Genomic DNA, 26,981 nt, shown 5'->3' with positions numbered 1-26,981 from the left:
GTGGGGTAATCGTGACGCAGCATCTTTCCCCCGTGGCTGTGGCAGCATGGACCGATCTTTTGCGGCATCTCAAGGACGCTGCGGTCAGTGAATTGCGTGGTACGCCCCGGCTCAAGACGATCGGGCAGAAAAAATACTGGTACGATCATTTCCGCCTCGGGGACCGGATCATCGACCGCTATATCGGCGAGGACAGCGATGAATTGCGCGCGCGTCTGGAACAGCTTGAGGCCTTGCGCGCGGCCGAGCGTAACAGCCAGCGCGAACGTTCGCGCCTGATGCGCATTCTGCGGGCCGAGGGCTGTTTGATGACCGACCGTGGTTCTGGTCAGGTGATTTCGGCCATGGCACGGGCCGGGGTATTCCGGCTGGGCGGTACGCTGGTCGGGACCCAGGCCTTTCGCTGTTACGAAGGCGAACTTGGCGTCCGTATCGGTTTTGACCAGACCGCAATGACCGACGATATCGACATCGCGAGCTTTCAGCGCCTGTCGCTGGTTCTGGGCGATCAGGTGACCGAGCCATTGGCCGAGGTGTTTCGCGACCTGCGCTTTGACCCTTTGCCAGCCGTTGACGGACAGCGGGTCTGGCGCTGGCGTCAGGGTGAGCAACAGACGCTGGTCGAGTTCCTGACCCCCTGTTTCGACGGCACCGAGGGGCTGCGCGATCTGCCCGCACTTGGCGTTTCGGCGCAGAGCCTGCATTACCTGAACTACCTGATTGCCGATCCGATCCGGGTGCCGCTGCTATATCGTTCAGGGTTTCTTATTCAGGTGCCAAGGCCCGAGCGGTTTGCCATCCATAAGCTGATCGTTGCCGACCGCCGCCGTGACGGACCTGATACGCTGAAATCGCGCAAGGATCGGGCGCAGGCCGAATTCCTGATCGACGTTCTGGCCGAGGAACGGCCCGATGATTTGCGCGACGCCTATGAAACCGCGCTAGAGCAAGGCCCCGCATGGCGAAACCGGCTGGCCGCGTCGTTGGGACGGATGCCGCATCTGCGCGCGCGGCTTGAGGCGCTTTAGCCCGGCCGGAAATCGGCGGGGCGGATGCCGTGGCGGGTCAGCTTGTCATAGAATGTCTTGCGCGGCAGCCGCAGCCTGGCCATTGCCTGCGTGGCATTGCCCTGGGCCAGTCGCAGCGCCTCGCGGATCAGTTCGGCCTCATATTCCCCGACCAGATCGGCAAGTCCGGGGGCCTCATCCCCCTCGGCCGGCGGGTCAAAGGGGGTTAGCCCCAGCGCATGGCTTTCGGCGAACTGCTGCAATTCGCGCAGATTGCCCGGCCAGCCATAACCGACCAGCCGCGCCTTGACTGCACCGGTCACTGGCGCGACCGGCAGGTTCAGCCGGGCCGAGGCCGCCAGCAGGAAATGGCGAAACAGCTCGGGAATGTCCTCGCGCCGCTCGGCCAGCGGAGGCAGAGTCAGGGTCGCGCCTGACAGCCGGTAATACAGATCGCCCCGAAACGCCCCGGCCTGCACCAGACGCGGCAGCTCGGCGTGGCTTGCGGCAATGACCCGCAGGTCCAGAGGTCGGGGGGCCGCGGTGCCGGGGGGCTGGATCTGGCGCGCCTCGATCAGTGCCAGCAGGCGGGCCTGCAAGGGCGGGGCCAGCGCCTCGATTTCGTCCAGATAAAGCGTGCCGCGATGCGCGGTCTCCAGCCGGCCGGGCTGGCGCGGGCCACGGCCCTGCTGCTCGGTCCCCAGCATCTCGGCCTCAAAACGTGCCTCGTCCAGGGCGGCGCAGGCGATATGGACAAAGGCGCGGGCGCGGCGCGGGCTTTGCCGGTGGATGGCGCGGGCCACGGTTTCCTTGCCCGAGCCGCCGGGGCCAAGGATCAGCACGTCGCTGCCTGCCTCGGCAAGGCGCGAGATCGTCTCGCGCAGATGCTGCATAAAGGGGCTTTGCCCGATCAGCCGGGTTTCGCGCGCAGCACTGTCCTGTTGCTGGCGGCGCAGCGCCCGGTTTTCCAGCACCAGCGCCCGGTTCGAGGCCGCCCGCGTCAGCGCCGCAGCCAGCGTGTCGCCGCCAACCGGTTTGGTCAGAAAGTCATAGACCCCCTGTTTCAGGGCCGCGACTGCCATCGGCACATCGCCATGTCCGGTCAGCAGGATCACCGGCAGATCGGGGTCAAGCGCATGGATGCGCTGGAACAACTGAAACCCGTCCATGCCGGGCATGCGCACATCTGACAGCACCACCCCCGGCCAGTCGCGACCCAGCCCGTCCAGCGCGCTTGCCGCATCGGTAAAGGTTTCGGCGCGAAAGCCGGCCAGATGCAGCGCCTGCGCCTGCGCCTCAAGCAGGTCGGGATCGTCATCGACAAGGCGGACAAGTGGAGCGTCGGTCATTGAGCTTTCGGCAGGTCCAGATGAAAGGTTGCGCCTTCGCCTTCGCGCGGTGGCTCGGCGGTCAGGCTGCCGCCCAGATCGCGCGCGATTTCTTGCGAGATGACCAGACCAAGGCCCAGCCCCTCGGGTTTGTTGGTGGCAAAGGGGGTGAACAGGCTGGCCGCGATCTGGGGCGCAAGGCCGGGCCCGTTGTCTGAAATACTGATCCGCAGCATCGCCCCGTCATCCCGCAGAGTGACCCGGATTTCGGGACCGGGACGGCCGATAAGCGCCTCTTGGGCGTTTTGCAGCAGGTTCACAAGGATCTGCTCCAGTCTTACCGTTTCGGCCATCGCACGCAGGCCCGGGGGGATCTCGGGCAGGATCAGCCGGATATCCTGAGCGCGCCGCCCGCTGGCAGTCAGCAACAATGCCGCATCCAGCGCCTCTTTGATCGCAACCGGGCCAAGCGTGCCAGTGGCCTTGCGGGAAAAGCCGCGCAATTCGGTGGTGATCTGGGCGATGCGGTCGGTCATGCGCAGCACCTGCGACAGGTTGCGGCTGACCTCGGGCGCGTCCTTTTCGCCCAGCATCTGACGACCGTTTTCGGCCAGCAGACGGATCGTGGCCAGCGGCGTGTTCACCTCATGCGCGACGCCGGCTGCGATCTGGCCAAGGGTTGCCAGCTTGTTGGCCTGCACCATCTCGCCCTGCAATTGCGACAGCCGCTGTTCGGCGGTGCGGCGTTCGCGCATTTCGGTGGTCAGGTCACGGGTACGCTCGGCCACGGCGCGCTCCAGATCGGCGCGATAGCGGCGCTCGGCCTCGATCCGGCGGGCGGTGCGGCTACGGATGCGCAGCGCCCAGAACCCCGCGCCGGCAAAGAGGGTAAAGAGAAAGCCAAAGGTCCCCGCCGCCAGCAGGGCCGCCCGCGATGCCTCGGCCGCAGACGCCCGTAACCAAAGCACCCAATCCGCACCCGGCACCGCCAGCCGGGCCGAAACCTGACCAGCGGGCTGGGGCGGCATCGGCATGAAGCGCAGCGCGGGCTGGCTTGTCAGGATCACCTGACCGGAGCTGTCAGTGACAAGCGTGGTTTCCTCGGCCTCAGCCCAGCCTTTCTCCATCGGCTCGAACTCGACCTTAACCACGATGACGCCAAGGGCGTGTCCCGCCTGCGGTATGTCATGCGACAGATAAAGGCCCGGGCGGTTGCTGACCGTGCCAAGCGCGAATTGCGTTGCTTCACCGTGGTCCAGCGCATCGGTGAAATAGCTGCGGAAACTATAGTCCGAGCCGACGAAACTGTCCGGTTCATGCCAGTTCGAGGCGGCGATCGCGATCCCGTCGCGGTTCAGCAGGTAGATCACCGCGCTGCTGGTCTGTTCCTTCAGCCGCCCAAGCTTTTGCGAAACCCGGGCGACATTCGCGCGCGAAGGGTCCATCAAAGCCTGCCGCACCGCCGCGTCATCTGCAAGCACGGTTGCCACCACACGCTGTTTGGCAAGAACGCTTTCCAGCGTCTGCACCCGGCTTTGGGCGCTGATTGCCAGCCGCCCGGTCAGTTCGCGCGTGGCACTGGCCTGCGCAATGCGAAAGGTCAGGGCAAGCAGCAGGACAAGCACCAGAACAAGCGCCGCCACAACCATCACCCGCCGCAATGTCAGGCGGGGGCTTTCGCTATGCGAATCGACGGTGGCGACCATGGTTTTCCCGGGAATCAGGCTTGTGCCGATTCCCACACTAACAGATCAGATCTGTGCGGAAAACCACACATATGCGCCGGAGTGATCTGCGTAAAAAGCCATGATTACAATGCATTGCTGTCATGCGCGCGATTTTTGGGCGCCGCCGCCTGCGAATTTATCATGGCCGTCACATTGCCGTCATACGCAGGTTGGAGGAGGCCCCATGCACATCGACACCACGGCCGCGACGGTCGCTCACGCACCGCGGCCATTTTACAGGCATCTATATTTTCAGGTTCTTTGCGCCATCTTCGCCGGTGCGCTGATCGGACATTTCTACCCCGAGACGGGCGAGGCGCTGAAGCCTTTTGGCGATGCGTTCATCAAACTGGTCAAGATGATCATCGCCCCGGTGATTTTCCTGACCATCGTCACCGGGCTGGCCGGTATGGGTACGCTCAGGGGCGTGGGTTCGGTCGTCGGCAAGGCCTTTGGCTATTTCCTGACCTTTTCGACGCTTGCCCTGATCGTCGGGCTGATCACGGCCAATGTCATCCGCCCCGGTGCTGGCATGAACATCGATCCCGCGACGCTCGACAGCAGCAAGGTCGCCGATTACGCCACCAAGGCGCATGAGACCTCGCTGACCGGGTTCGTCATGGACATCATTCCGACGACGATCACCTCGGCCTTTGTCGATGGCAATATCCTGCAGGTGCTGTTTGTCGCCATCCTGTTCGGGATCGGTCTGATCCTGATCGGCGACAAGGGCAAGCCGGTCGTCACCCTGTTCGAGGCGATCAGCCACGCCGTCTTTCGTATGGTCGATATCCTGATGAAGGCCGCGCCCATCGGGGCTTTTGGAGCCTTTGCCTTTACCATCGGCAAATACGGCATCGCTTCGGTGATCAATCTGGCGACGCTGGTCGGGACCTTTTACCTGACCTCGGCGCTGTTTGTGATCGTGGTGCTCGGCACGGTCTGCATGGTGAACGGGTTTTCCATCTTTCGGCTGATGGCCTATCTCAAGGCCGAGATCCTGCTGGTGCTGGGCACCTCGTCCTCGGAATCGGCGCTGCCCTCGCTGATGGAGAAGATGGAGCGTGCAGGCTGCCGCCGCTCGGTCGTGGGGCTGGTCGTGCCGACGGGCTACAGCTTCAACCTCGACGGGACCAATATCTACATGACGCTGGCGGCGCTGTTCATTGCGCAGGCGACCAACACCGATCTGACGCTGCAACAGCAGATTCTGCTGCTTTTGGTGGCGATGCTGTCGTCGAAAGGCGCGGCGGGTGTGACCGGGGCGGGCTTCATCACCCTGGCCGCGACGCTTTCGGTCGTGCCCACGGTGCCTGTCGCGGGTATGGCGCTGATCCTGGGTGTGGACCGTTTCATGTCGGAATGCCGCTCGATCACCAACTTTATCGGCAATGCGGTGGCGACCGTTGTCGTCAGCCGTTGGGAAGGCGCGTTTGACCGCGACCAGTTCGACCGCGCCCTTGCCGGAGATCTGCGCGGCGATGTCCAGCCGATCCATGATCTGCATGGCGCCCCGGCTGGCCTGCAACTGAACGAGGCCAGCGCCGACTGATTCCGGTTCCGGGGAATGGTTCCTTGTTGAACGGTTCTGAAAGGGCGTCCCACCAGGGTGCCCTTTTTTCGTTCAGCGTTGCGGCGCGGCTGTTGTTTCGCGCAGCATCAGTTCGGGCTCAAGCAGGGTTACGGTGGGGATTTCCTGCCCCGCGATCCGGTCAAGGATGATCTGCGCCGCCTTGCGCCCGATCTCGCGCTTGGGCTGGCGGATCGTGGTCAGCGCCGGGGTCAGGTGCGAGACCAGTTCGATATCGTCAAAGCCGATGATCGACAGATCCTGAGGCACGCTAATGCCTGCGCGCCGCAGCCCGGACATAAAGGCGCAGGCCATCTCATCGGAAAAGGCAAAGACCGCGCCGGGCCGGTCGCGTGCGGGCAGGGCGAGCCAGGCCTCGGCTGCGCGCTGGCCTGACTGCATGGTGAAATCCCCGGGAAACCCCGTGATGCGCGCCGATCCTGCCGCCGTCTGCGCACCCGCAAGCCGGTCCTTGTGCAGCACATTGTCGGGCGGTCCGCCGATCAGGCCGATATGGTCATGGCCAAGATCGCGCAAATGGGTAACGGCCAGTTCCGCGCCCTTGCGGTTATCAAGCATGACGCGCGGCAGTTCCACGCCCTCGATCCATTCGCAGGCGGTGATGACCGGGGGCAGGTCGGGCCGTCCGGCCAGATCGTCAAAGGGCGCAAGTCCGTCCATCAGCACGATCCCGTCTGCGCGCGAAGGATCCAGGAAACGGTCAAGCCGGGTGTGGCGCCCGCTGTCCTCAAGCGTGTCGGCGACCAGCAGGTCATAGCCCGCCCTGGCCAGTTCACGGCCCATGCCGTCAAGGATCTTGGCGAAAAAGGAATTGGCCAGATTGGGCAGCAGCGCCACCACGCATCCTGTCCTTTGCTTGCGCAGGTTGCGGGCGGCGTGATTGATCCGATAGCCGGTTTCCGAGACGGCCTTCAGCACCGCCTCACGTGTGGCCTCGGCAACAAGCCCGGGGCGGGACAGCACACGGCTGACGGTGGCGGCAGACACACCGGCGCGCCGCGCGACATCCGACAATCTGGCCCTTCCGGGCGGGCTTTGGTTCCTCATCACCCAAGATTACGCCTGCGCTCTTGCAGGGTGCAAGAAAATGTTTGCAATCGATTGCAGGGCAAGGCAGCCTGCACATGAGGAGAGAGGGGGAACATGCGGACCATCAAGGGACCGGCGCTGTTTCTGGCGCAATTCATCGCAGACAAGGCGCCTTTTGACAGCTGGGATGGTATCACCCGCTGGGCCGCCGATTGCGGCTATCGCGGGGTGCAGGTGCCGACGACCGATTCGCGCATGCTGGATCTGTCGCTGGCCGGGCAGTCGCGCGATTACCGGGACGAATTTCTGGGCATCGCCCGTCAGAACGGCGTCGAGGTGACCGAGCTTTCGACCCATCTGCAAGGCCAGCTTGTCGCCGTTCATCCAGCCTATGACGCGGCTTTTGATGCATTTGCGCCGCCTGCGCTGCGCGGCAATCCCCGTGCGCGGCAGGAATGGGCAGTCAATCAGGTTGGTCGGGCGCTGCGGGTCAGTCGGCTGCTGGGTCTTGACCGGATGGCGACATTTTCGGGGGCGCTTGCCTGGCCCTATCTCTATCCTTGGCCGCAGCGTGCGCCGGGGCTGGTTGAGACGGCCTTTGACACGCTTGCTGCGCGCTGGCGTCCTTTGCTGGATCTGGCTGATGAGCAGGGCGTTGATCTGTGTTACGAGATCCACCCCGGCGAGGATCTGCACGACGGCGTGACGTTCGAGATGTTTCTGGACCGTCTCGGCGGTCATGCGCGGGCAAACATGCTGTATGATCCGTCGCATTATGTCCTGCAACAGCTTGATTACCTGCAACATATAGACATCTATCACGACCGCATCCGCATGTTCCACGTCAAGGATGCCGAGTTCCGCCCCTCGGGGCGGCAGGGTGTTTATGGCGGCTATCAGCCCTGGGCCGACCGGGCCGGCCGCTTTCGCAGCCCGGGGGATGGGCAGGTGGATTTCGGCGCGATCTTTTCGAAGCTGACGCAATATGATTTCGACGGCTGGGCGGTGGTCGAGTGGGAATGCGCGCTCAAACACCCCGAGGACGGCGCGCGCGAGGGGGCGCGTTTCGTGCGTGATCACATCATTCGCGTCACGCCACATGCTTTTGACGATTTCGCCGCCAGCGAGGTAGATCGCGCGGCCATAAACAAGGCGCTGGGGCTATGAGGCCGGTTCGTCTGGGCATGGTCGGCGGCGGCAGCGGTGCTTTTATCGGCGCCATTCACCGCATCGCTGCGCGCATGGACGGGCGGTTTCAGTTGGTCGCGGGGGCGCTGTCTTCGGACCCTGAACGGGCGGCGGCCAGCGCCGCCGGGCTGGGCATCCGCAGCTATGGCGATTTCGCCGACATGGCCCGGGCCGAGGCCGCGCGCGAAGACGGGATCGAGGCTGTCAGCATCGTCACCCCCAACCATCTGCACGCCGCGCCTGCCGCAGCCTTTCTGCGCGCGGGGATTCACGTGATCTGTGATAAACCCTTGGCCGCGACGCCCGAACAAGCGCGCGAGATTGCCGAGGCTGCACAGGCCAGCGGCGCGCGCTTTTTCCTGACCCATAACTATTGTGCTATGCCCATGGTGCGCGAGGCACGGGCGCTTGTGGCTGAAGGCGCGCTGGGGGATATCCGGCTGGTACAGGCCGAATATCTGCAAGGCTGGCTGGCTGATCAGGCAGACAGCAAACAGGCCGAATGGCGCACCGATCCGGCCCGCGCCGGGGCGGGTGCCATCGGCGACATCGGTACCCATGCCTGGCAACTGGCGCAATTCGTCACCGGGCAAACCCCCGTGGCGCTTTCGGTGGATCTGTCGAGCATGGTTCCGGGCCGCACGGTCGATGACGATGCCCGCATTGCTATGCGCTATGCTTCGGGCGCGAAAGGCGGCATTTGGGTCAGTCAGGTCGCGGTCGGGCAGGAAAACGGCCTGTCTCTGCGTATCTTTGGGACGCAAGCCGCGCTGGAATGGCGTCTGCCCGACCCCGAGCGACTGATCCTGTCGCCCAAGGATGGTCCGGCCCGCATCCTGACCCGTGCGCAGGACCGCAGCACCTCTTTCCGTACCCCGCCCGGCCATCCCGAGGGGTATCTGGAAGGTTTCGCCAATATTTACAGCGATATCGCGGCGATCATTCGCGGTGATTCCAGCCTTGCTGACCGTGTTCCGGGGCTTGAGGCCGGGCTTTCCGGCATGGCGTTTATCGCCGCGACGCAGGCCTCGGCCGCGCGGGACGGCGCATGGGTCGAGGTCGGGTCATGACCGTACTCGCGCTTGATAACGTCTCGAAAAGCTTTGGCCCGGTCGAGGTGCTGCACGGCGTCGATCTGGCGCTGGAACCGGGCGAAGTTCATGCCCTGATCGGTGAAAACGGGGCCGGAAAATCGACGATCATGAAGATCCTCGGCGGTTTTCTGGATCCGACTTTGGGGCAGGTGCTGCTGGACGGCCAGCCCGTCCGGCTGACCAGCGGTCCCGAGGCCGAGGCCCGGGGCATTGTCGTCATCCATCAGGAATTCAACCTTGCCCCCGATCTGACGGTGGCGGCGAATGTGTTTCTGGGGCGCGAAATTGGCGGCTGGCGGCTTGATCATGCTGCCATGCATGAGGCGACGGCGGCGCTGCTGGCGCGACTGGATACCCGGGTCGATCCCGGGGCGCTGATCCGCGACCTGTCGGTTCCCGACCGCCAGATGGTCGAGATCGCCAAGGCCCTGTCACGCAAGGCGCGGGTGCTGATCATGGACGAGCCAAGCGCGGTCCTGACCCATCGCGAGGTCGGCGCGCTTTACCGTCAGATCGACCGCCTGAGGGCCGAGGGGGTGGCGATCCTTTACTGTTCGCACCGCCTGGACGAGGTGGCGCATCTGGCCGACCGCATCACCGTACTGCGCGATGGTCGCGTGGTGCGCCGCGCCATGCGCGGTGATCTGAGCGAGGATGGCATGGCCGCCGCTATGGTCGGTCGTGAGTTGCAGGACTTCTACCCGCCGAAAGGCCAGTCCGGTGATGAGCCCGCGCTTGAGGTTCGGGGTCTGACCGTGCCGGGCCGGGTGCGCGACGTCTCATTCACCCTGCGTCGGGGTGAGGTGCTGGGCATTGCCGGGCTGATCGGTTCAGGACGCACCGAACTGGCCGAGGGGCTGGTCGGTCTGCGCCCCGCTGGCGGCGAAATCTGCGTTGCGGGCAGGCCCGTCGCCATCCGCAGCCTGCGCGACGCCTTTGCCGCGGGCCTTGCCTATCTGACCGAGGACCGCAAAGAGGCGGGGCTGCTGCTTGACAAAGGGCTGCGTGAGAATTTGACGCTTGCGACGCTTGAACGTTTTGGTGGCTGGCGGATCGACACGCGGGCCGAGGATGCGGCGCTGGAACAGGCGACACGCGAATTCGATATCCGTGCCCCACGCCGCGATATTGCGGCGGGCAAACTGTCGGGCGGCAACCAGCAAAAGCTGCTGATGGCCAAGGTGATGCTGTCGGACCCGCGGATCATCCTGATCGACGAGCCGACGCGTGGCATTGATGTGGGCACGAAAAGCCAGATCTACGCCTTTATCCGCAAACTTGCCGCCGAGGGCCGCAGCCTTATCGTTATCAGCAGCGAGATGACCGAAGTGATCGGTCTGGCCGACCGCGTGCTGGTCATGCGCGAGGGGCGGCTGGCCGGAGAATTGTCCGGCAGCGAGATGACCGAAGACCGTATCGTCCGCCTTGCCATGGGCGTGACCGGAGAAGCCGCATGAAGATCGACCTGCATACCCTTGGCCCGCTTGTTGCGCTGATCGCCCTTGTGATCCTGGGGGCGGCGCTGAACAGCTCGTTTCTGGCGCCGGCCAATATCACCAATGTGCTGGCGCGCTCGGCCTTTATCGGGCTGATCGCGGTGGGCATGACCTTCGTGATCACGGCGGGTGGACTTGATCTGTCGGTGGGCTCGATGGCCGCCTTTCTGGCGGGGGTTGCGATCATTGCCATGAACGCTGCCCTGCCGGGTCTGGGCAGCAATTGGGGGACTATTCTGCTTGGCATGGCGGTGGCGGTCCTTGGCGGTATCGTTGCCGGTTACCTTAACGGTGCGCTGATCACCAAGGCGCGGATCGAGCCTTTCATCGTCACGCTTGGCACCATGGGCATATTCCGCTCACTGGTGACATGGCTTGCTGACGGGGGCACGCTGTCGCTCGATTATGGGCTGCGCACGCTTTACCGGCCCGTCTATTATGGCGGCATCGGCTGGATCACCTGGCCGATCATCGCCTTTGCCATGGTCGCGGTGCTGGGCGAATGGATCATGCGCCATTCGCGCTTTGGCCGCCATGTCGAAGCGATCGGCTCAAACGACCGGGTGGCGCGTTATTCGGCCATCGACGTGAATCGGGTGCGGCTGCTGACCTATGTGCTGCTGGGCGCACTGGTCGGGATCGCGGTCGTCCTTTACGTGCCGCGCCTCGGTTCGGCCTCGGGCTCGACCGGGGTGCTGTGGGAGCTTGAGGCGATTGCCGCCGTGATCATCGGCGGCACGGCGTTAAAGGGTGGTCGCGGCCGGGTCTGGGGTACGGTGGTCGGCGTGCTGATCCTGTCGCTGATCGACAACATCCTGAATTTGGCCGATCTGGTCAGCCCCTATCTGAATGGGGCGATCCAGGGGGTCATCATCGTTCTTGCTGTGGTGCTGCAGCGGGAAAAACGCGCCGCCGAGGAGCGGTGACTGGGGAGGAAAGAACAGATGAAACGCAGAAGCCTGATGAAGGCCGCCGCGCTGGTCGCGGCCATGGGAATGGGTAGCGCCGCCTTTGCGCAGGACGGCGAGAAAAAGATCATCGGCGTGTCGATCCCGTCGGCGACGCATGGGTTCATGGGCGGGCTGAACTGGCATGCTCAGGACACGATCAAACGGCTGGGCGAGACCTATCCGAACCTTGAATTCGTGCTGTCGACGGCTGGCGATGCGGCCAAACAGGTCAATGACATCGAAGACATGATGGCCACCCGCAATATCGACGCGCTGGTGGTCCTGCCCTTTGAATCCGAGCCGCTGACCGCACCGGTCAAGGCCGTCAAGGACGCGGGCAAGTTCGTGACCGTGGTTGACCGGGGCCTTAGCCAGGAGGGGATCGAGGATCTGTATGTCGCGGGAGACAACACCGCCTTTGGCCGTGTCGCGGGCGAATATTTCCGTGAACATCTTGAGCCGGGTTCCAAGGTCGTCGTCCTGCGCGGCATTCCAACCACGCTTGATAATGAGCGGGTCGAGGCCTTCCAAAAGGCGCTGGAGGGTTCCGAGGTAGAAATCCTCGACATGCAGCATGGCAACTGGAACCGTGACGACGCCTTTGCGGTGATGCAGGACTATCTGGCCAAATACCCCAGGATCGACGCGGTCTGGGCGGCTGATGACGACATGGCCCTGGGCGTGCTCGAGGCGATTTCCGCCGCGAACCGCCAGGATGAGATGTGGGTGATCGGCGGCGCCGGGATGAAGGAAATCGTCAAGCGCATCATGGATGGTGACAAGCAGCTGCCGGTCAATGTGACCTATCCTCCGGCGCTTATTTCCGCCGCGATTGAAATGACGGCGCTGAATTTTGTCTCAAACTCGCCGATGACCGGCCGCTTTATCATCAGCAGCCGGCTGATCACGCCCGAGAACGCCGGACAGTTCTATTATCCTGACAGCCCGTTCTAAGCGGCCGTTCGGTCCCGCCGTCAGGGCGGGACCATCCGCCAGGGGCGCTTAGGCGACGCGGTTGGCCTGAACCCAGGCACCCCGCAGTGCTGCGCCCTTACCGATACGGGCGACGCGGATCACATCGGCCCGCGCGCCCGGCTCAAGCCGGCCACGGTCGTCAAGGCCGGTCGCCTCGGCGGGCGCGCGGGTAACTGTGGAGATACCCCGTGCCATGTCGCCCCACAGATCGCCCAGAAGCAGCGCCCCGGATAGCAGCGACGAGGGCACGTAATCCGAGGACAGAATGTCAAGCAAACCTGCCTCGGCCAGTTCGGCTGCGGCGACATTGCCGGAATGGCTGCCGCCCCGGATCAGGTTCGGCGCCCCCATCATCACCCGGATGCCATGGTCACGGCAGGCGCGGGCGGCCTCGGGTGTGGTGGGGAATTCGGCGAAATGCGCGCCATGCCCGGCCGAGACCGCGACCTGTCCCGCAGTGGTGTCGTCATGGCTGGCCAGCACCGCGCCATAGCGCCGCGCCTCGGCCACCGCCGTTGCCTCATGCAGCGGGCCCACGCGTTCGCGCAGGGCGCGCTGGCTGGCGACGTGATCGGCAAAGCCTTCGTCCGACAGGCCATGCTTGCCGCAGACATATTCCCTGAGCTTTTCAAGATCGCGGAACTGGCGTTCTCCCGGGGTGTGGTCCATCAGGCTGACGATACCGATGCGGTCACCCGGCCCGAATTTTGCCATCTCGGTCACCAGCGTTTCCGAGCAGACCTCGGCGCGCAGATGCAGGAAATGACTGATCTTGAGCGCGCCCATCGCGCGCAGTTCAAGGATCTCATCGGCCATGGCGCGGGCGTATTCGCCGTGTTCCGACCCGCCGCCTGACACGGCCGAACCGACGCGCAGCGCATCGAATACCGTGGTGATGCCGACGCTTGCCAGTTCGCTGTCATGGGCAAGGATTGCGGCCTGATGTGGCCAGTTCACCTTGGGACGCGGCTGGATGTGGCGCTCCAGGTTGTCGGTGTGCAGTTCGATCAGGCCGGGCAGGACCAGATCGCCCTGGCAGTCGATCGCGCCCGCGGGCACGGCGCTGCCATGGTCGATGGCAGAGATGCGGCCTTCGGTCATGCGCAGCGTGCCCCGGATCACCTCATCGGGCAGGATCAGAGTGGCATTGGCAAGGATGGTTTCGGTCATCGTCTTTCGTCCTGTCTTGCGTCCGGGTAGATGGGCGGGCTGAATGCCACCGGCATGTCACAGTGCTGTGACACACGACCGCTAAGAGCCTGCGCATGGAAGATATGAAGCGTTACGCCATCTATTACGCCCCGCCCGAGGGTGCCTTTGCCCGTCATGCCAGCGCGTGGCTGGGCTGGGATGCCGCCACTGGTCAAGCCGTTGAACAGCCCGATCTGGGCCTGCCTGCGGCTGACATCACGCGCGATCCGCGCAGATACGGTTTTCACGGCACGTTGAAGCCGCCTTTCCGGCTGGCCGAGGGCCGCGATGCCGGGGGCTTGCATGACGCGCTGAGCCGGCTTGCCGCGCAGCTTGCCCCCGTAACCCTGTCCGGGCTGAAACTGGCAAGCCTTGGCGGTTTTCTGGCGCTGATCCCGCAGGGCGACACGACCCCCCTGCAAACCCTTGCTGCGACGGTGGTTGCCGCGCTTGACGGGTTTCGCGCACCCCTGACCGAGGCCGAGATTGCCCGCCGCCGCCCCGACCTTCTGACGCCGCGCCAGCGTGAGCTGCTGGACCTTTGGGGCTATCCCTATGTGATGGACGAGTTCCGCTTTCACCTGACCCTCTCGGACCGGCTGGATGAACCGCTGGCAAGCGAGGCGGCGCGGGTCCTTGATGCGCATTTCGCCCCGGTCCTGCCCAGACCATTCCGGCTGGCCGAACTGTGCCTTTTTGGCGAGGGCGAGGATGGGCGTTTCCGCCTGCTGCATCGCTATGCCCTTTCGGGCTGAAGCGCGGCAAGAAACCGCGCCAGCCCCTCAGCGGGGGTAGAGTCGTTTATCACGATACGCGGGGTGATGCCGGGCGGTAGCGGGAAATCCGCCCGCGCCAGCCGTGCCGCCTGATCGGGACCGCTTTCGCGTCCGCGCCCGGCCAGCCTGCGCGCCAGCACCTCGGGCGGGGCGGTGACCAGCACCACGGCAAGGTCGGGAAAGCGTGCCTGCGCCTCGGCCAGAACCGCGCGGCTTGCGTTAAACAGCAGCGTGCCATCGCCCGACAGCGCCTCGACCGGGATGCCGTAGCCCAGCCCATGCGCGCGCCAATGCAGCGCAAAAGCTCCGGCCTGTGCCCGGGCGGTGAATTCGGCATCGCTGACGCCTTCGAAATCTTCGCCTCCTGCCTCGCTGGGGCGGGTAATCACGCGGCGCGCGGCCCGCAGATCGGGCCGCGCCTTGCAGGCCAGCACCATCAGCAGATCCTTGCCCGCGCCCGAGGGGCCGACTACCGCGACCAGATGCCGGCTCATGCCGCCAGTCCCGGGGTAAAGGCGGTCACATCGACCAGGCGGTCACAAACGCGGTCGCGCGCTGCCTCATCGTGGAAAATGCCAAGGATGGCCGCACCCCGGGCCTTGGCCTCTTCGATCAGGCGCAGGACCTCTTCGCGGTTGCGGGCGTCAAGGCTTGCCGTCGGCTCGTCCAGCAGCAGCGCCGGGTAGTCGTGGACAAAGCCGCGGGCGATGTTCACCCGCTGTTGTTCGCCGCCCGAGAATGTGGTCGGCGACAGCGTCCACAGCCGTTCGGGGATGTTTAAACGGGTAAGCAGCCGGGCTGCCCGGGCGCGGGCCTGATCCGCCGGCACGCCAAGGCGCAACAGCGGCTCGGCCACGACCTCCAGCGTTGGAACCCGCGGCACGACGCGCAGAAACTGGCTGACATGGCCCAGCACCGCGCGGCGCAGGGCGATGATCTGGCGCGGTTCGGCGCTGACGACATCCAGATCCCCGACCCGGATCGAGCCCTCCTGGGCAAGGTAATTGCCATAGACCATGCGCATCAGTGTCGATTTCCCCGCACCCGAACGGCCGATCAGCCCGACGCATTCGCCGGGGGCGACCTCAAGATGCGCGTCCGCCATGACCGGGATGGCTGCGCTGCCCTGATTATGCAGGGTAAAGCTTTTGGAAAGATTGCGGATCTCAATCATGGCTCACACCTGCAGGACAGAGGAAACAAGAAGCTGGGTATAGGCGTGCTGGGGATCGTCCAGCACCTGATCGGTCAGGCCGGTTTCGACCACCCGGCCCGATTTCATCACCATCAGCCGGTCGGCCAACAGACGCACCACCGCAAGATCATGGGTCACGATCACCACCGACAGGCCCAGATCGCGCACCAGCCCGCGCAACAGGTCCAAAAGCCGCGCCTGCACGCTGACATCAAGACCTCCGGTCGGTTCATCCATGAAAACAAGCCGAGGCCCAGTCACCAGATTGCGGGCAATTTGCAGGCGCTGCTGCATCCCCCCGGAAAAGGCCGAGGGGCGGTCGTCGATGCGATCTGCTGCGATCTCGACCCGGCCAAGCCAGTCGGTCGCAGTGGCGCGAATGGCCCCATAGTTGCGCGCGCCGACGGCCATCAGCCTTTCGCCGACATTGCCCCCGGCCGAAACGCCCATACGCAATCCGTCGCGCGGGTTTTGGTGGACATAGGCCCAGTCCCCGCGAAGCAGGCGCCGCCGCTCGGCCTCGGGCAGGGTCAGCACGTCGGTGCCGTCAAAGAGGATCTTCCCCTGATCAGGCGGTTGCAGCCCGGCAAGGCAGGACAGCAGGGTCGATTTGCCCGAGCCGCTTTCTCCGACGATCCCCAGGACCTCGCCGGGGTAAAGGTCAAAGCTGACATCGGCGCAGCCGATCCGCGCGCCATAACGTCTGGTCAGGCCGCGCACCGACAAAAGCGGCGCGGCGGTGATGGCGTTGGGCATCAGCGTCATGGCGTATCTCCCTGCGGCGCAAGGCGGCCGCGATGGCCCTGCGCCTGGCGCGAGGCACAGAAATCGGTGTCTGAACAGACGAACATGCGTGCGCCCCGGTCGTCGGTGATCACCTCATCAAGGTAGCTGTCGCCCGCGCCGCAAAGGTCGCATTCGTGATCGGTCTTTGAAGGGGTGAATGGATGATCCTCAAAGTCCAGGCTGACGACGTCGGAATAGGGGGGCAGGGCATAGATCCGTGCCTCGCGTCCGGCGCCAAACAGCTGGATTGCCGGATTGCCGCCCAGCTTGGGGTTGTCGAATTTCGGGATGGGTGAGGGGTCCATCACATAGCGCCCCCCGACCCGCACCGGATAGGCGTAAGAGGTCGCAATCTCGCCATGCCGGGCGATGTCCTCATATAGTTTGACATGCATCAGCCCGTATTCCTCAAGCTCATGCATCTTGCGCGTTTCGGTCTCGCGCGGTTCCAGAAAGCGTAAAGGTTCGGGGATCGGGACCTGATAGACAAGGATCTGCCCCTCGGTGAGCGGCGTTTCGGGGATGCGGTGGCGGGTCTGGATCACGGTCGCCTCGCTGGTCGCCTCGGTGGTTTCGACCCCGGCGGTGCGCTGGAAAAAACGGCGGATCGACACGGCGTTGGTGGTGTCGTCGGCCCCCTGATCAATGACCTTCAGCCGGTCATCGGGGGTCAGACAGGCCGCTGTCACCTGTACCCCACCGGTGCCCCAGCCATATGGCATCGGCATTTCGCGGCTGGCAAAGGGCACCTGATAGCCGGGGATCGCCAGCGCCTTGAGCAGTGCGCGGCGGATCATGCGCTTGGTCTGTTCGTCCAGATAGGCAAAGTTATAGGCTTGGCCGGTCATTCCGCCGCCTCCCTTATCTGCGTCGCCTCGCGCCGTATGCGCCGGACCAGTTCAAGCTCGGCCTGAAAATCGACGTAATGCGGCAGCTTGATATGTTCGAGAAACCCGGTCGCCTGAATGTTGTCGCAATGGCTCAGCACGAATTCCTCGTCCTGTGCCGGGGCGCCGGTGAAATCCTCGCCCAGTTCGTGCCAGCGCAATGCGCGGTCAACGAGGCTCATCGAGATCGCCTTGCGTTCGGACTGGCCCATGACCAGACCGTAGCCGCGGGTGAATTGCGGCGGTTCGGTCTTTGACCCTTTGAACTGGTTCACCGTGTCGCATTCGGTCAGCTCGATCTCTCCGATCTCGACGGCGAAACCCAGCTCGGGCAGATCGACCTCGACCGCGACACGGCCGATACGCAATTCACCGACAAAGGCATGGGTGCGCCCGTAACCACGTTGGGTGGAATAGGCCAGCGACAGGGCAAACCCCTCATCAGCGCGGGCCAGCGCCTGCAACCGCAGCGCGCGCGAGGCAGGCAGCTCCAATGGTTGACGCGTCAGGTCGGGGGCAGGGGTGTCGTCTGTGGGCTGGTCCTCGATCAGACCGTCCCGGTCAAGCAGTGCGGTGACATGGGGCACCGGCTCATCCCGGACCGGGGCTTTGGGCGCGGGTGGCGGCGCGCCCTCGGCAGCAAGGGCAAAATCCAGCAGGCGGTGGGTATAGTCGAAAGTCGGTCCCAGCACCTGCCCGCCCGGCAGATCCTTGAAAGTGGCCGAGATGCGCCGGTCCACAGCCATCGCTGCCGTATCGACCGGGCGCGACTGGCCAAAGCGCGGCAGGGTGGTGCGATAGGCGCGGATCAGGAACACTGCCTCGATCAGATCGCCGCGGGCCTGTTTGATCGCCAGCGCGGCAAGGTCGGGATCGTAAAGCGAGCCCTCGGCCATCACGCGGTTGACCGCCAGCGTCATCTGTTCGCGGATCTGGGCGACGGTCAGTTCGGGGACTGCGGGGTCGCCCCGGCGTTCCTCGGCCAGCCAGGCATGGGCGGCGTCGATGGCGCGTTCGCCCCCTTTGACGGCGACATACATCAGATGTCCTCCACGATCGTGCTGCGCGGCAGCGCGGCAAGCCGTGAGCCGCAGGTCAGGATGAAATCGAGGCCCAGCGGGAACAGCGCCCGGTTGGAGCGAAAGGCCCCGATCTCGGGCAAGGAGAGCCGCGCTTCGTCCCGGATGCCGGGACCGGTCAGGCGCGCGCCTTGGGATTCCAGCTGATCAAGCTCGACGATCAGGGTTGCCGAACGGTCGGGATAGGCGGGCTCTCCGATGCGAAAACGGCTTAGCGGCTGCAGATCATGCCAGTGCCCAAGGGCGAACTGTGCCTCATCCGCCGGGACCAAAGGTGCGCCGGTGTGAAAACCGATCCAGACGCGCAGCGCCTCAGAATCCGCCGGGCCTGCCAGATGCAGGGGCGTGGTGCTGTCTGTCAGGGTCAGCAGCGCCACCCCTGCCGCGACAGAGATCGGCGCGGGCGGTGCTGCCCCGGTCACCTCATGGATGCGGCCCGGACGGGCCATGGCCTCAAGCAGCGCACGAAAGGCATGGGCGGATTGGGTCGGGGGGTCGGCGAATCCGCCGCCAAGGATGGCGTTCATGCGTCCTCTCCACGCAGCATGGTAAAGAATTCGACCCGCGTTGCCGCTGCTTTGGCCGAGCGGGTGGCGCGGGTGCTTGCAGCCTCGGCGCGCAGGGGGGTCAGGACCTCGGCCTCGATCCGCGGTGCTATGTCGGTTTGCATCAGCGCGTCAGCGATGGCGGCGCGGGTCGCATGTGCCTTGTCGCGGCCCTGCACGCAGGCATGACCGACGGCGCCCCCTGCCAGCTGGACCGAACAGCGGGTGACAGTCATCTCACCCAGGTTAAAGGGGGCACCGGTGCCGCTGATGCGGCCCTGCACCATGATGGTGCCGATCTCGGGCGCGCGCAGCATTTCATGCGCGGGCAGATCCGGCATCAGCGCCGCCAGACGCTCGGGCCGGGCCTTGGCCAGCGCCGATATCCAGTCGCGGCGCGCAGCAGTTTCGGGATGAGAAGGGGTGGACATTTCCGGGCCTCGACAAGCTTGCGGGTTTGTCTAGATTACTATACAACTAGACAAGTGATAACCCGGCCGGTGATTCCGCTCAAGGGGCGGCTTGGTGAATTTTTGATGACAGCCACCACCAGAGAGGGCAGATGGCGCGCAGTCCGGTATGGAAATCCATCGCCGATACGCTGGCGGGCGAAATCGCCGTGGGCCAGTATCACCCGGGTGACAAGCTGCCATCCGAGGCGGTGCTGGCCGCGCGTTTCGGCGTCAACCGTCACACTGTGCGCCATGCGCTGGCTGCGCTGGCCGAGGCGGGCACCGTGCGTTCGCGACGCGGAGCAGGGGTCTTTGTCGCTTCGCGGCCCACGGATTACGCGCTAGGTCTGCGGGTGCGGTTTCACCAGAACATCACCGCATCGGGACGGACCCCCTCGCGTCGGTTGACGCTGACCGAAACGCGTGCCGCCAATCGCGAAGAGGCCGGGGCGCTGCGCCTTGCCCCCGGCAGCGCGGTCCATGTGGTCGAAGGGGTGTCGCTGGTCGATGGCCAGCCGGTCGCGGTGTTCCGCTCGGTCTTTGATGCCGGACGTTTTCCCGATCTTTTGCGACATGTGGTGGAAATCCCTTCGGTTACCGCCGCGCTCGCCCAATGCGGGCTCAGGGATTACACCCGCGCCTCGACCCGCCTGACGGCAGAACTTGCACCGGCGGTGATGGCGCTGGCCTTGCAGGTGTCCGAGGGGGCGCCGGTCCTGCGCTCGGTCGGGGTGAACGTGGATAGAGAGGGCGTGCCGGTCGAATTTGGCACCACCTGGTTTGCCGGTGATCGCGTCACCCTGACCCTGCGCCCCGAGGACGCGCTAGCCCTTGATCAGTCTGCGGCGCAGCCAGCCTGACAGGCTGTCCATCGCCATGACCATCAGCACGATCAGGACGACGTAATAGGCGACGTCCTCCCAGTCCTTCTGGGTCTGGATGGCCTGGGTCAGCAACAGGCCGATACCGCCTCCGACGATCGCGCCGATGACGGTCGCACCGCGGGTGTTCGATTCAAGGAAATATAGCACCTGAGACAGCAGCACCGGCGTTACCTGCGGGATCACCCCGAAACGGGCGCGCTGAAGGGCTCCGGCCCCGGTCGAGCGGATGCCCTCGACCTGCTTTTCGTCGATGTTCTCAAGAGCTTCCGAGAACAGTTTGCCAAAGCTGCCGGTGTCAGTCAGCAGGATGGCCAGCGATCCGGTCATCGGGCCGGGGCCAAAGGCGCGGGCCAGAACGATGGTCCAGATCAGCCCGTCCACACCGCGGATAAAGTCAAAGATACGGCGCAGCATAAAGCGCAGCGGGCCAAACGGCATCATGTTCCGCGCGGCAAGAAAGCCCAGCGGCAGTGCGATCAGTGCCGCGCCAAAGGTCCCCAGAAACGCCATCAGCACGGTTTCAAACATGGCCCATAACACATCACCGTGCCGCCACATCGAGTTGGTCCAGAAATCGCGTGCCATGGCGGCAATGTTCGGCATGTCGGGGTCAAGGCGTGGGCCCCATAGGGCGCTTGCCGCGATCTCGGGCCAGTTCATGTAATGAAACGGGCTGTCGAGGGTGAAAAAGAACAGCGCCCAGCCCGGCTGATAGCGCAATGTCTCGACCTTGGTACGGGTATAGGCAAAGCGTCCTGAGGGAGTGGTGACGCTGACACGGTTATCTGACGCGCTGATCCAGTCTGGCAGCGGCTGGGGCGCGGTCAGGTGCAGCCGGCCATTTTCGGGACGAATGTCGATCAGCCCATAGCCCGGCACCTGATAGCGCGCGCCTGCATCGTCGTAGGTGACGATATGGCCGTCGCCAAGGTCGATACGCGTCGACTGGCCGCTATGCGTGATCCAGCCTGGCAAGCGGTCGGGCGGATAAACCCCCTTGGCCTCGCCGTCGATGGCGACGCGCAGCGCGCCCGAGCGGTTGTCGCGGGTCACATGGGTCTTGTGCTGCCAGAAGTCGGACAGAAGCACGGCGGCATTATCCATCCGTGCGCGCCCCGCCAAACCTGCGATATCAAAGGCGATGGCGGCATAGGCCAGATAGGTCATGATCGCCAGCGGCACTGCCAGTGCCACCAGTTTGCGGCGGTTGAAACGGCTTAGAACGGCGGTGGTCAAAGCGGGGGAAAGCGTTGCGTCGGTCATGGTTCAGCCCTTTACCAGCTGGCTGCGGGCATGGTCCGAAATGCGGTCGATGGTGACGATGGCGGCAAAGAGTAGCAGAAAGATCGCGACCACTTCGTCATAGCGCCCGCCGCCCCATTGCATCGCCAGTTTCAGGTCATAGCCGATGCCGCCCGAGCCGACGAAGCCAAGGATGGCACTGGCGCGCAGGTTGATTTCGAACCGCATCAGCGCATAGGACAGCCAGTTCGGTGCGACCTGTGGCAGCACGCCCAGCCAGACCTGCTGGCTCCACCGTCCCCCGACCGAGGCAAGCCCCTCGACCGGTTTCAGATCGGCGTTTTCGGCCACTTCCGAGAACAGTTTGCCAAGCGCACCCGCCGTGTGCAGCGAGATGGCGGCGACCGCAGGCACCGGCCCGCCGCCAAGGATATAGATCAGCACCAACGCGATCACGATTTCGGGCATGGCGCGCAGCGCGTCCATCAGCCGCCGGAACACGCCCGTCAGCCTTGGCCAGCGGGCCAGTCCGCGCGTGGACAGCAGCGCGAGGATCATCGCGATCAGCCCGCCCAAAATCGTCGAGACGGCGGCGATGTTCAGCGTTTCGATCAGCGAGGGCAGATGTGCTACAATGAGGCCTGGCAGGTTTGCGCGCTTTTGCCACGCCTCGGCAAGCACCTCGGACGGAAAGGCCAGCAGCATGGGCAGTCCGTCGATGAAGCCCCCGGCATTGCGGCTTTCCGCCAGCCGGAACCCCGCCGCCATCATGGCAACAAAGATGATGAGCAGCAGACCGCCATACAGACGGCGGCGGCGGGTCAGTTCCAGATAGGCGTCACGATGCGCCGGGGCGAGGTCAGCCATTGCAGCCTTGTCCGATGAATGCGAAAGCCGCGCCCGGACATTGGCGGGCGCGGCAAGGGCGGCGCTTTACTGCGCGCTTTCCTGCAGTTTGCGGGCGGAGATCACGCCCAGATAGGCGTCATGGGTGACGGGAACGAAATCCTTGGCCTCACCATGGGCGACGCCATAGGCGCAGTCCTTGTTCGTTTCATGCAGATCGGCGGACAGTTTGGTCACCTTGTCCTTGACCTCTTGCGGCAGGGCCTTGCGCAGCACCATCGGGCCTTCGGGGATCAGCTTTGATTTCCAGATCTCGACCAGGTCGTTCATTTCGACCAGACCGGCATCGGCGGCCTTGCGGAAGGCGCCCGAGTTATAGCCGTCCTCCCAATCGCCCAGCCCGTCGGCCCAGCTGACACCGGCGGCGAAATCGCCATTGGCGACGCCGATGATCGTCTGTTCATGCCCGCCCGAAAAGCGCACCTCGCCAAAGAAATCCTTCAGCGGACCATAGGTCTCGGTCAGTTCCGCACCCGGCACCAGATAGCCCGAGGTCGAGTTCGGCTCGGCAAAGGCAAAGACCTTGCCCCTGGCGTCCTCGATCGAGGTGATGCCGCTGTCCTTGCGGGCAAAGCCGATCGAGTAATAACCGGTCGAGCCGTCCATGTTCTGCTTGGTCAGCACCGGTTCGACGGCCTCGGGGTCGGTCAGGTAAATTTTCGCATAGCCCGAGGCACCCAGCCACGCCATATCCAGCGTCCCGCCCAGCAGCCCCTGAATGACACCGTCGTAATCGGCGGGGGTAAAGACCTTGACCGGTACGCCCAGCTCGGCCTCGATGGCGGCGCGGTAGCATTCGTTCGAGGTCATGCGGTCCTGCGCGTTCTCGCCGCCCATGATGCCAAGGTTAAAGCCGGTGATCGACTGGGCAGAGGCGACCGAGCCAAGAACGGGGGTCAGGGCGGTGGCGGCGGCAAGCGCCAGAGCAAGCGGTTTCATGGTCTCTCCATGGGTTGGGGAATCTGGGGGCTGTCAAGCCATCAGCTGCGCGGCATAGGCCGCATCGGCGGCGCTGTCGGCGGGCAGGGCGGTCGAGGTCGCGGCCTCGTTGAAACTGTGATCTGCGCCATAGATGTCGCGTGCGGCACCGGTCGAAAGCTGGGCGGGGGAGCCGTCGAAAACGATGCGCCCGTCGCGCATTCCGATCACCCGGTCGCAATAGCGTCGCGCGGTGTCGAGTGTGTGCAGGTTGGCAATCACCATCCGCCCGTCCTCGACATTGATACGCCTGAGCGTGTCCATCACGATCTGCGCGTTCATCGGGTCGAGGCTTGCAATCGGTTCGTCGGCCAGAATGATCCGCGGGTCCTGCATCAGCGCCCTTGCGATGGCGACGCGCTGTTGCTGACCGCCCGACAGCGCCTCGGCGCGTTTCTGGGCCTGTTCGGCGATACCAAGTCGATTCAGTATCTCAAGCGCGCGCAGGATATCGGCGCGGGACCACAGATTGCACAGGGTGGCAAGCACCGGACGGCGGTTCAACAGCCCGTGCAGCACGTTCGAGACCACGTCCATGCGCGGCACAAGGTTGAACTGCTGAAAGATCATCGCGCATTGGCCCTGCCAGGCGCGGCGCTCGCGTCCACGCAGGGAAAGGATGTCGCGTCCCTCGACGCAGATCCGGCCTGCTGTCGCGTCCGTCAGCCGGTTCATCATACGCAGAAAGGTGGATTTCCCCGCACCCGAGCGGCCGATGATACCGACAAAGGCAGGGCCGTCCACGGTAAAGCTGATATCGTCTACAGCCGGGCGTCCGGAAAAGACGCGGGTGACGTTCTGAACTGCAAGCAATGCTGCCCTCCATGAGCGGTTGGGGGGCTGATATCTGGCCTGCGTGACGGAAAGGGTAAGGTTCGGTGAAGCTTTCTTGACGTTTGCGGGCGATGCGTTGCGCCGCAGGGAAAAAGAACGCGCCGCCAGCCAGGGCCAGCGGCGCGCGCAGTCTGTGAATATATGCTTCAGATATGCAGTGCGTGACCCAGCGCGCGCAGGCTGGCTTCGTGCAGGGCCTCGCCTCGTGTCGGGTGGGCGTGGATGGTGCCGGTGATGTCCTCAAGCCGCGCGCCCATCTCAAGTGCCAGCGCAAAGCCTCCTGCCATTTCCGATATTCCTGCCCCGACCCCCTGAATGCCCAGCACCTCATGGGTATCGGCGCGGGCGGTGACACGGATAAAGCCCGCCTCGTCTCCTGCCGTCATTGCCCGGCCATTGGCGGCAAAGGGGAAGGTTCCGGTCACGACCTCATGCCCCTGAGTTGCCGCCTCGTCCGGAGAGATGCCGACGCTGACGATTTCAGGGTCGGTAAAGCAGACCGCCGGGATCGCGCGCTTGTCCCAGCTGCGCGGCTGTCCGGCGATGATCTCGGCCACCATTTCGCCCTGCGCCATGGCGCGATGGGCCAGCATCGGCTCTCCGGTCACGTCGCCGATGGCGAACACCCCCGACATCGAGGTGCGGCAGCGTTCATCAATGCGGATGAAGGGGCCAGCCATCTCAAGCCGCAGCTTGTCGATGCCGGCGCTGGTGGCGCGGGGGCGGCGACCGACGGTCACCAGCACCTTGTCGCAATGAAAATCCTCGGCCCCGTCCACGCCGGCGACACGCAGCGCGCCGCTATCCGACAGGCCTCCGGCCCGCGCGCCGGTCAGCAGGCGGATGCCCAGCTGGGTCAGGCGCTGCGCCACCGGACGCGTCAGCTCGCCGTCATATTGCGGCAGAATGCGCGGCGCGGCCTCGATGATGGTGACCTCGGCGCCAAGCTTGGCATAGGCAATGCCCAGCTCCAGCCCGATATAGCCGCCGCCAACCACGGCAAGCCGTGCGGGCACCTCGGTCAGCGACAGCGCGTCGGTCGAAGAGATGACCTTGCCGCCAAAGGGCAGGGCGGGGATCTCGACCGGTTCCGAGCCGGTGGCAAGGACCAGGACTTCGGCGCGGATCTGGACCGGACCTTCGGGCGTCTCGACAATGGCGGTCTTGCCGTCGCGCAGGGTTGCATTCCCGCTGACCAGCCGCACGCCCGCCTTGCGCAGCAATGTTGCCACACCGCCGGTCAGGCGGCTGACAATCCCGTCTTTCCACGCCACAGTTTCTGCAAGGTCGAGCTGTGCGGCGCCCGCCGAAATTCCCATTGATGAATTTGAGGAAAGTTGTGTAAGGCGATGATATTCTTCGGCCGCATGGATCAGCGCCTTTGAGGGGATGCAGCCCACATTAAGGCAGGTTCCGCCCGGGGGTGCGGCATCGACGATCACCGTGTCGATGCCCAGTTGTCCGGCGCGGATGGCGCAGACATAGCCGCCGGGGCCTGCGCCGATGATGAGCAGTCTGCATTGGATCTCGCGCATTGCTCAGCCCTCCACGAAAATCAGCGCCGGGGTTTCCAGCAGTTCCTTGAGCCTGGCGACAAAGACCGCCGCGTCCCAGCCGTCGATCACGCGATGGTCAAAGCTGCAGGACAGGTTCATCATCTTGCGTGGCTCAAAGGCGGTGCCGTTCCAGAATGGCCGCACTGCAAGGCGGTTTACGCCGACGATGGCGACCTCGGGCACATTCAGGATCGGGGTCGAGGCAATCGCCCCGAGCGGCCCGAGCGAGGTGATGGTGATGGTCGATCCGGTCAGCTCGTCGCGCCTGGCCGTGCCCTCTTTGGCGGCGTTGGCAAGGCGCGCGATCTCGGCTGCTGTGCTGCGCAGGTCCAGCGCCTCGGCATGGCGCAGGACCGGCACCATCAGCCCGGTGGGGGTCTGCGCCGCGATGCCGATGTGGATGCCGCCAAAGCGACGGATCACCCCGGCCCCGGCATCGTAATGGACGTTGAGCAGCGGCTGTTCGCGCAGCGCCCGCACCATGGCCCGGGCGATAAAGGGCAGCATCGTCAGGCGCGTGCCCTTGCCCTGCGCGTTCATCCGCCCGCGCAGATCCTCCAGCGCGGTGGCATCGACTTCTTCGACAATGGTGATCTGCGGGATGCTGTTTGCAGCCTCCATCCGTTCAGCGATCTTGCGGCGCAGGCCGATGACGCGGATTTCCTCGACGCTGGTGTCGGGGCGGGGGCCGCTTGGGGCGGGAACGCCGCCCGATGCGATAAAGGCGTCCAGATCATCGTGGCTGATGCGCCCGCCCGGACCCGAGCCGCGCACCAGCCGCAGGTCCACCCCGGCCTCGCGCGCCCGTGCCCGGACCGCGGGCGAGGCAATGGGCTTTTCGCCCTCGGGCCGTAGCGGGGCGGCGGGGGCAGCCGGGGCAGGGGCCGCGCTTGCCGGGGCCTTTTGCACCTCTGCCGCGGCCTCTTGCCGGGGGGCGGGTTCAGGCTCGGGCACGGGGGCGGCAGCGGGTTTTTCCGGGGTAGCAGACTTGGTCCCGGCGCTGGTTGGCGGGGTCTCGGCCTCTTCGGCGACATTGCCGGGACCGTCGACCTCAAGCCGGACCAGTTCAGCCCCGACGGCGATCACATCGCCGGGCTGACCCGCCTGCCAGATCACCGTGCCGGTAACGGGCGAGGGGATCTCGACCGTTGCCTTGTCGGTCATCACCGCGACCATCGGGTCGTCCTCGCGCAGGACATCGCCGGGCTTGACCAGCCATTCAGCGATTTCGGCCTCGGCAATGCCTTCGCCGATATCTGGCATGCGGATTGCGTAAATACCCATA

At 64.8% G+C, this 26,981-nt stretch carries 26 protein-coding genes; 9 read left to right on the top strand and 17 right to left on the bottom strand.

Annotated elements, in window-relative coordinates; translation table 11 throughout:
- Positions 1–11: 11 nt before the first annotated feature.
- On the top strand, positions 12–1,028 hold the full coding sequence (locus F8A10_RS19990) for a nucleotidyltransferase family protein (RefSeq protein ID WP_152368306.1): 1,017 nt from the start codon (positions 12–14) through the stop codon (positions 1,026–1,028).
- Here F8A10_RS19990 and F8A10_RS19985 read toward each other — a convergent pair.
- Positions 1,025–2,356 carry a sigma-54-dependent transcriptional regulator gene (locus F8A10_RS19985; RefSeq protein ID WP_010396590.1) on the bottom strand — a complete coding sequence of 444 codons (1,332 nt, stop codon included), beginning with the start codon at positions 2,354–2,356 and terminating at the stop codon, positions 1,025–1,027. The two genes, F8A10_RS19990 and F8A10_RS19985, sit on opposite strands and share 4 nt — an antisense overlap.
- Entirely contained in the window at positions 2,353–4,041 is a 1,689-nt protein-coding gene (locus F8A10_RS19980; protein WP_152368305.1) for a sensor histidine kinase, read from the bottom strand. The genes F8A10_RS19985 and F8A10_RS19980 overlap by 4 nt, the downstream gene beginning before the upstream one ends.
- Before the next feature lie 205 nt (positions 4,042–4,246).
- Here F8A10_RS19980 and F8A10_RS19975 point away from each other — a divergent pair, with 205 nt between their 5' ends.
- Positions 4,247–5,614 (top strand): dicarboxylate/amino acid:cation symporter, encoded by a 1,368-nt coding sequence (locus tag F8A10_RS19975; RefSeq protein WP_152368304.1) that lies wholly within the window; start codon positions 4,247–4,249, stop codon positions 5,612–5,614.
- A 72-nt stretch (positions 5,615–5,686) separates the two neighbouring features.
- Here F8A10_RS19975 and F8A10_RS19970 read toward each other — a convergent pair whose 3' ends face one another.
- The gene (locus F8A10_RS19970) at positions 5,687–6,700 is read right to left on the bottom strand and encodes a LacI family DNA-binding transcriptional regulator (RefSeq protein WP_152368303.1); all 1,014 of its coding nucleotides are present in this window, start codon (positions 6,698–6,700) and stop codon (positions 5,687–5,689) included.
- 96 nt (positions 6,701–6,796) lie between these two features.
- Here F8A10_RS19970 and F8A10_RS19965 point away from each other — a divergent pair, with 96 nt between their 5' ends.
- The 5 genes from F8A10_RS19965 to F8A10_RS19945 are packed head-to-tail and all read left to right on the top strand — an operon-like array spanning position 6,797 to position 12,364.
- A complete protein-coding gene (locus tag F8A10_RS19965) occupies positions 6,797–7,849 on the top strand; it encodes a sugar phosphate isomerase/epimerase family protein (protein ID WP_152368302.1) in 1,053 nt (350 codons plus the stop codon).
- Positions 7,846–8,940 carry a Gfo/Idh/MocA family protein gene (locus F8A10_RS19960; RefSeq protein ID WP_152368301.1) on the top strand — a complete coding sequence of 365 codons (1,095 nt, stop codon included), beginning with the start codon at positions 7,846–7,848 and terminating at the stop codon, positions 8,938–8,940. Before F8A10_RS19965 ends, F8A10_RS19960 begins: the two co-directional genes overlap by 4 nt.
- Positions 8,937–10,421 (top strand): sugar ABC transporter ATP-binding protein, encoded by a 1,485-nt coding sequence (locus tag F8A10_RS19955; RefSeq protein ID WP_152368300.1) that lies wholly within the window; start codon positions 8,937–8,939, stop codon positions 10,419–10,421. The genes F8A10_RS19960 and F8A10_RS19955 overlap by 4 nt, the downstream gene beginning before the upstream one ends.
- The gene (locus tag F8A10_RS19950) at positions 10,418–11,386 is read left to right on the top strand and encodes an ABC transporter permease (RefSeq protein WP_152368299.1); all 969 of its coding nucleotides are present in this window, start codon (positions 10,418–10,420) and stop codon (positions 11,384–11,386) included. The genes F8A10_RS19955 and F8A10_RS19950 overlap by 4 nt, the downstream gene beginning before the upstream one ends.
- An 18-nt stretch (positions 11,387–11,404) precedes the next feature.
- Positions 11,405–12,364, top strand: a complete 960-nt coding sequence (locus tag F8A10_RS19945) for an ABC transporter substrate-binding protein (RefSeq protein ID WP_010396603.1) — start codon at positions 11,405–11,407, stop codon at positions 12,362–12,364.
- Between the two features lie 48 nt (positions 12,365–12,412).
- On the opposite strand, the gene F8A10_RS19940 is transcribed toward F8A10_RS19945, so the two are convergent.
- Positions 12,413–13,555, bottom strand: a complete 1,143-nt coding sequence (locus F8A10_RS19940) for an alpha-D-ribose 1-methylphosphonate 5-triphosphate diphosphatase (RefSeq protein WP_152368298.1) — start codon at positions 13,553–13,555, stop codon at positions 12,413–12,415.
- Positions 13,556–13,650: 95 nt separating this feature from the next.
- Here F8A10_RS19940 and F8A10_RS19935 point away from each other — a divergent pair, with 95 nt between their 5' ends.
- Entirely contained in the window at positions 13,651–14,331 is a 681-nt protein-coding gene (locus tag F8A10_RS19935) for a DUF1045 domain-containing protein (RefSeq protein WP_010396608.1), read from the top strand.
- On the opposite strand, the gene phnN is transcribed toward F8A10_RS19935, so the two are convergent.
- The 7 genes from phnN to phnG are packed head-to-tail and all read right to left on the bottom strand — an operon-like array spanning position 14,313 to position 19,275.
- Positions 14,313–14,846, bottom strand: a complete 534-nt coding sequence (gene phnN, locus F8A10_RS19930; protein WP_010396610.1) for a phosphonate metabolism protein/1,5-bisphosphokinase (PRPP-forming) PhnN — start codon at positions 14,844–14,846, stop codon at positions 14,313–14,315. The genes F8A10_RS19935 and phnN overlap by 19 nt on opposite strands.
- On the bottom strand, positions 14,843–15,526 hold the full coding sequence (gene phnL / locus F8A10_RS19925) for a phosphonate C-P lyase system protein PhnL (RefSeq protein WP_010396612.1): 684 nt from the start codon (positions 15,524–15,526) through the stop codon (positions 14,843–14,845). Before phnL ends, phnN begins: the two co-directional genes overlap by 4 nt.
- Before the next feature lie 3 nt (positions 15,527–15,529).
- Positions 15,530–16,312: a phosphonate C-P lyase system protein PhnK gene (gene phnK, locus F8A10_RS19920; RefSeq protein ID WP_152368297.1), complete on the bottom strand. Its 783-nt coding sequence runs from the start codon at positions 16,310–16,312 to the stop codon at positions 15,530–15,532.
- Positions 16,309–17,181, bottom strand: coding sequence for an alpha-D-ribose 1-methylphosphonate 5-phosphate C-P-lyase PhnJ (locus tag F8A10_RS19915; RefSeq protein WP_010396616.1), 873 nt, complete (start codon positions 17,179–17,181; stop codon positions 16,309–16,311). Before F8A10_RS19915 ends, phnK begins: the two co-directional genes overlap by 4 nt.
- A complete protein-coding gene (locus F8A10_RS19910) occupies positions 17,178–18,260 on the bottom strand; it encodes a carbon-phosphorus lyase complex subunit PhnI (protein WP_152368296.1) in 1,083 nt (360 codons plus the stop codon). The genes F8A10_RS19915 and F8A10_RS19910 overlap by 4 nt, the downstream gene beginning before the upstream one ends.
- The gene (gene phnH, locus F8A10_RS19905) at positions 18,260–18,826 is read right to left on the bottom strand and encodes a phosphonate C-P lyase system protein PhnH (protein ID WP_010396619.1); all 567 of its coding nucleotides are present in this window, start codon (positions 18,824–18,826) and stop codon (positions 18,260–18,262) included. Before phnH ends, F8A10_RS19910 begins: the two co-directional genes overlap by 1 nt.
- On the bottom strand, positions 18,823–19,275 hold the full coding sequence (gene phnG / locus F8A10_RS19900) for a phosphonate C-P lyase system protein PhnG (protein ID WP_010396621.1): 453 nt from the start codon (positions 19,273–19,275) through the stop codon (positions 18,823–18,825). Before phnG ends, phnH begins: the two co-directional genes overlap by 4 nt.
- Positions 19,276–19,406: 131 nt before the next feature.
- Here phnG and phnF point away from each other — a divergent pair, with 131 nt between their 5' ends.
- Positions 19,407–20,156 carry a phosphonate metabolism transcriptional regulator PhnF gene (gene phnF / locus F8A10_RS19895; protein ID WP_152368295.1) on the top strand — a complete coding sequence of 250 codons (750 nt, stop codon included), beginning with the start codon at positions 19,407–19,409 and terminating at the stop codon, positions 20,154–20,156.
- Here the strand turns inward: phnF and phnE (F8A10_RS19890) are convergent.
- The 6 genes from phnE (F8A10_RS19890) to F8A10_RS19865 all read right to left on the bottom strand — a co-directional run bounded on the left by phnE (F8A10_RS19890) (position 20,121) and on the right by F8A10_RS19865 (position 26,980).
- The gene (gene phnE / locus F8A10_RS19890; RefSeq protein WP_152368294.1) at positions 20,121–21,443 is read right to left on the bottom strand and encodes a phosphonate ABC transporter, permease protein PhnE; all 1,323 of its coding nucleotides are present in this window, start codon (positions 21,441–21,443) and stop codon (positions 20,121–20,123) included. The genes phnF and phnE (F8A10_RS19890) overlap by 36 nt on opposite strands.
- A 3-nt stretch (positions 21,444–21,446) precedes the next feature.
- Positions 21,447–22,289 (bottom strand): phosphonate ABC transporter, permease protein PhnE, encoded by an 843-nt coding sequence (phnE, locus tag F8A10_RS19885; RefSeq protein WP_152368293.1) that lies wholly within the window; start codon positions 22,287–22,289, stop codon positions 21,447–21,449.
- A gap of 66 nt (positions 22,290–22,355) precedes the next feature.
- Positions 22,356–23,267 carry a phosphonate ABC transporter substrate-binding protein gene (gene phnD / locus F8A10_RS19880; RefSeq protein ID WP_010396630.1) on the bottom strand — a complete coding sequence of 304 codons (912 nt, stop codon included), beginning with the start codon at positions 23,265–23,267 and terminating at the stop codon, positions 22,356–22,358.
- A 33-nt stretch (positions 23,268–23,300) separates the two neighbouring features.
- Positions 23,301–24,119 (bottom strand): phosphonate ABC transporter ATP-binding protein, encoded by an 819-nt coding sequence (gene phnC, locus F8A10_RS19875; RefSeq protein ID WP_010396633.1) that lies wholly within the window; start codon positions 24,117–24,119, stop codon positions 23,301–23,303.
- A 167-nt stretch (positions 24,120–24,286) separates the two neighbouring features.
- Entirely contained in the window at positions 24,287–25,675 is a 1,389-nt protein-coding gene (gene lpdA / locus F8A10_RS19870) for a dihydrolipoyl dehydrogenase (RefSeq protein ID WP_152368292.1), read from the bottom strand.
- 3 nt (positions 25,676–25,678) lie between these two features.
- Complete coding sequence (locus F8A10_RS19865; protein WP_152368291.1) at positions 25,679–26,980, bottom strand: dihydrolipoamide acetyltransferase family protein; 1,302 nt, start codon at positions 26,978–26,980, stop codon at positions 25,679–25,681.
- Position 26,981 lies beyond the last annotated feature (1 nt).

Source organism: Paracoccus kondratievae (assembly GCF_009301415.1).
Taxonomy (GTDB): Bacteria; Pseudomonadota; Alphaproteobacteria; order Rhodobacterales; family Rhodobacteraceae; genus Paracoccus; species Paracoccus kondratievae.
This window is presented reverse-complemented; position numbering and strand designations above follow the sequence as displayed.

Bases quoted from the DNA above. Each gene is read 5' to 3' on its own strand.
- F8A10_RS19970 (WP_152368303.1), bottom strand. From the start codon at position 6,700: ATGAGGAACCAAAGCCCGCCCGGAAGGGCCAGATTGTCGGATGTCGCG.
- F8A10_RS19935 (WP_010396608.1), top strand. From the start codon at position 13,651: ATGGAAGATATGAAGCGTTACGCCATCTATTACGCCCCGCCCGAGGGT.
- F8A10_RS19910 (WP_152368296.1), bottom strand. From the start codon at position 18,260: ATGTATGTCGCCGTCAAAGGGGGCGAACGCGCCATCGACGCCGCCCAT.
- F8A10_RS19865 (WP_152368291.1), bottom strand. From the start codon at position 26,980: ATGGGTATTTACGCAATCCGCATGCCAGATATCGGCGAAGGCATTGCC.
- F8A10_RS19940 (WP_152368298.1), bottom strand. From the start codon at position 13,555: ATGACCGAAACCATCCTTGCCAATGCCACTCTGATCCTGCCCGATGAG.
- F8A10_RS19945 (WP_010396603.1), top strand. From the start codon at position 11,405: ATGAAACGCAGAAGCCTGATGAAGGCCGCCGCGCTGGTCGCGGCCATG.
- phnD (WP_010396630.1), bottom strand. From the start codon at position 23,267: ATGAAACCGCTTGCTCTGGCGCTTGCCGCCGCCACCGCCCTGACCCCC.
- phnE (WP_152368294.1), bottom strand. From the start codon at position 21,443: ATGACCGACGCAACGCTTTCCCCCGCTTTGACCACCGCCGTTCTAAGC.
- F8A10_RS19955 (WP_152368300.1), top strand. From the start codon at position 8,937: ATGACCGTACTCGCGCTTGATAACGTCTCGAAAAGCTTTGGCCCGGTC.
- phnL (WP_010396612.1), bottom strand. From the start codon at position 15,526: ATGATTGAGATCCGCAATCTTTCCAAAAGCTTTACCCTGCATAATCAG.
- lpdA (WP_152368292.1), bottom strand. From the start codon at position 25,675: ATGCGCGAGATCCAATGCAGACTGCTCATCATCGGCGCAGGCCCCGGC.
- phnH (WP_010396619.1), bottom strand. From the start codon at position 18,826: ATGAACGCCATCCTTGGCGGCGGATTCGCCGACCCCCCGACCCAATCC.
- F8A10_RS19985 (WP_010396590.1), bottom strand. From the start codon at position 2,356: ATGACCGACGCTCCACTTGTCCGCCTTGTCGATGACGATCCCGACCTG.
- F8A10_RS19960 (WP_152368301.1), top strand. From the start codon at position 7,846: ATGAGGCCGGTTCGTCTGGGCATGGTCGGCGGCGGCAGCGGTGCTTTT.
- phnF (WP_152368295.1), top strand. From the start codon at position 19,407: ATGGCGCGCAGTCCGGTATGGAAATCCATCGCCGATACGCTGGCGGGC.
- phnN (WP_010396610.1), bottom strand. From the start codon at position 14,846: ATGAGCCGGCATCTGGTCGCGGTAGTCGGCCCCTCGGGCGCGGGCAAG.
- phnG (WP_010396621.1), bottom strand. From the start codon at position 19,275: ATGTCCACCCCTTCTCATCCCGAAACTGCTGCGCGCCGCGACTGGATA.
- F8A10_RS19915 (WP_010396616.1), bottom strand. From the start codon at position 17,181: ATGACCGGCCAAGCCTATAACTTTGCCTATCTGGACGAACAGACCAAG.
- F8A10_RS19950 (WP_152368299.1), top strand. From the start codon at position 10,418: ATGAAGATCGACCTGCATACCCTTGGCCCGCTTGTTGCGCTGATCGCC.
- phnE (WP_152368293.1), bottom strand. From the start codon at position 22,289: ATGGCTGACCTCGCCCCGGCGCATCGTGACGCCTATCTGGAACTGACC.
- F8A10_RS19965 (WP_152368302.1), top strand. From the start codon at position 6,797: ATGCGGACCATCAAGGGACCGGCGCTGTTTCTGGCGCAATTCATCGCA.
- F8A10_RS19975 (WP_152368304.1), top strand. From the start codon at position 4,247: ATGCACATCGACACCACGGCCGCGACGGTCGCTCACGCACCGCGGCCA.
- phnK (WP_152368297.1), bottom strand. From the start codon at position 16,312: ATGACGCTGATGCCCAACGCCATCACCGCCGCGCCGCTTTTGTCGGTG.
- F8A10_RS19980 (WP_152368305.1), bottom strand. From the start codon at position 4,041: ATGGTCGCCACCGTCGATTCGCATAGCGAAAGCCCCCGCCTGACATTG.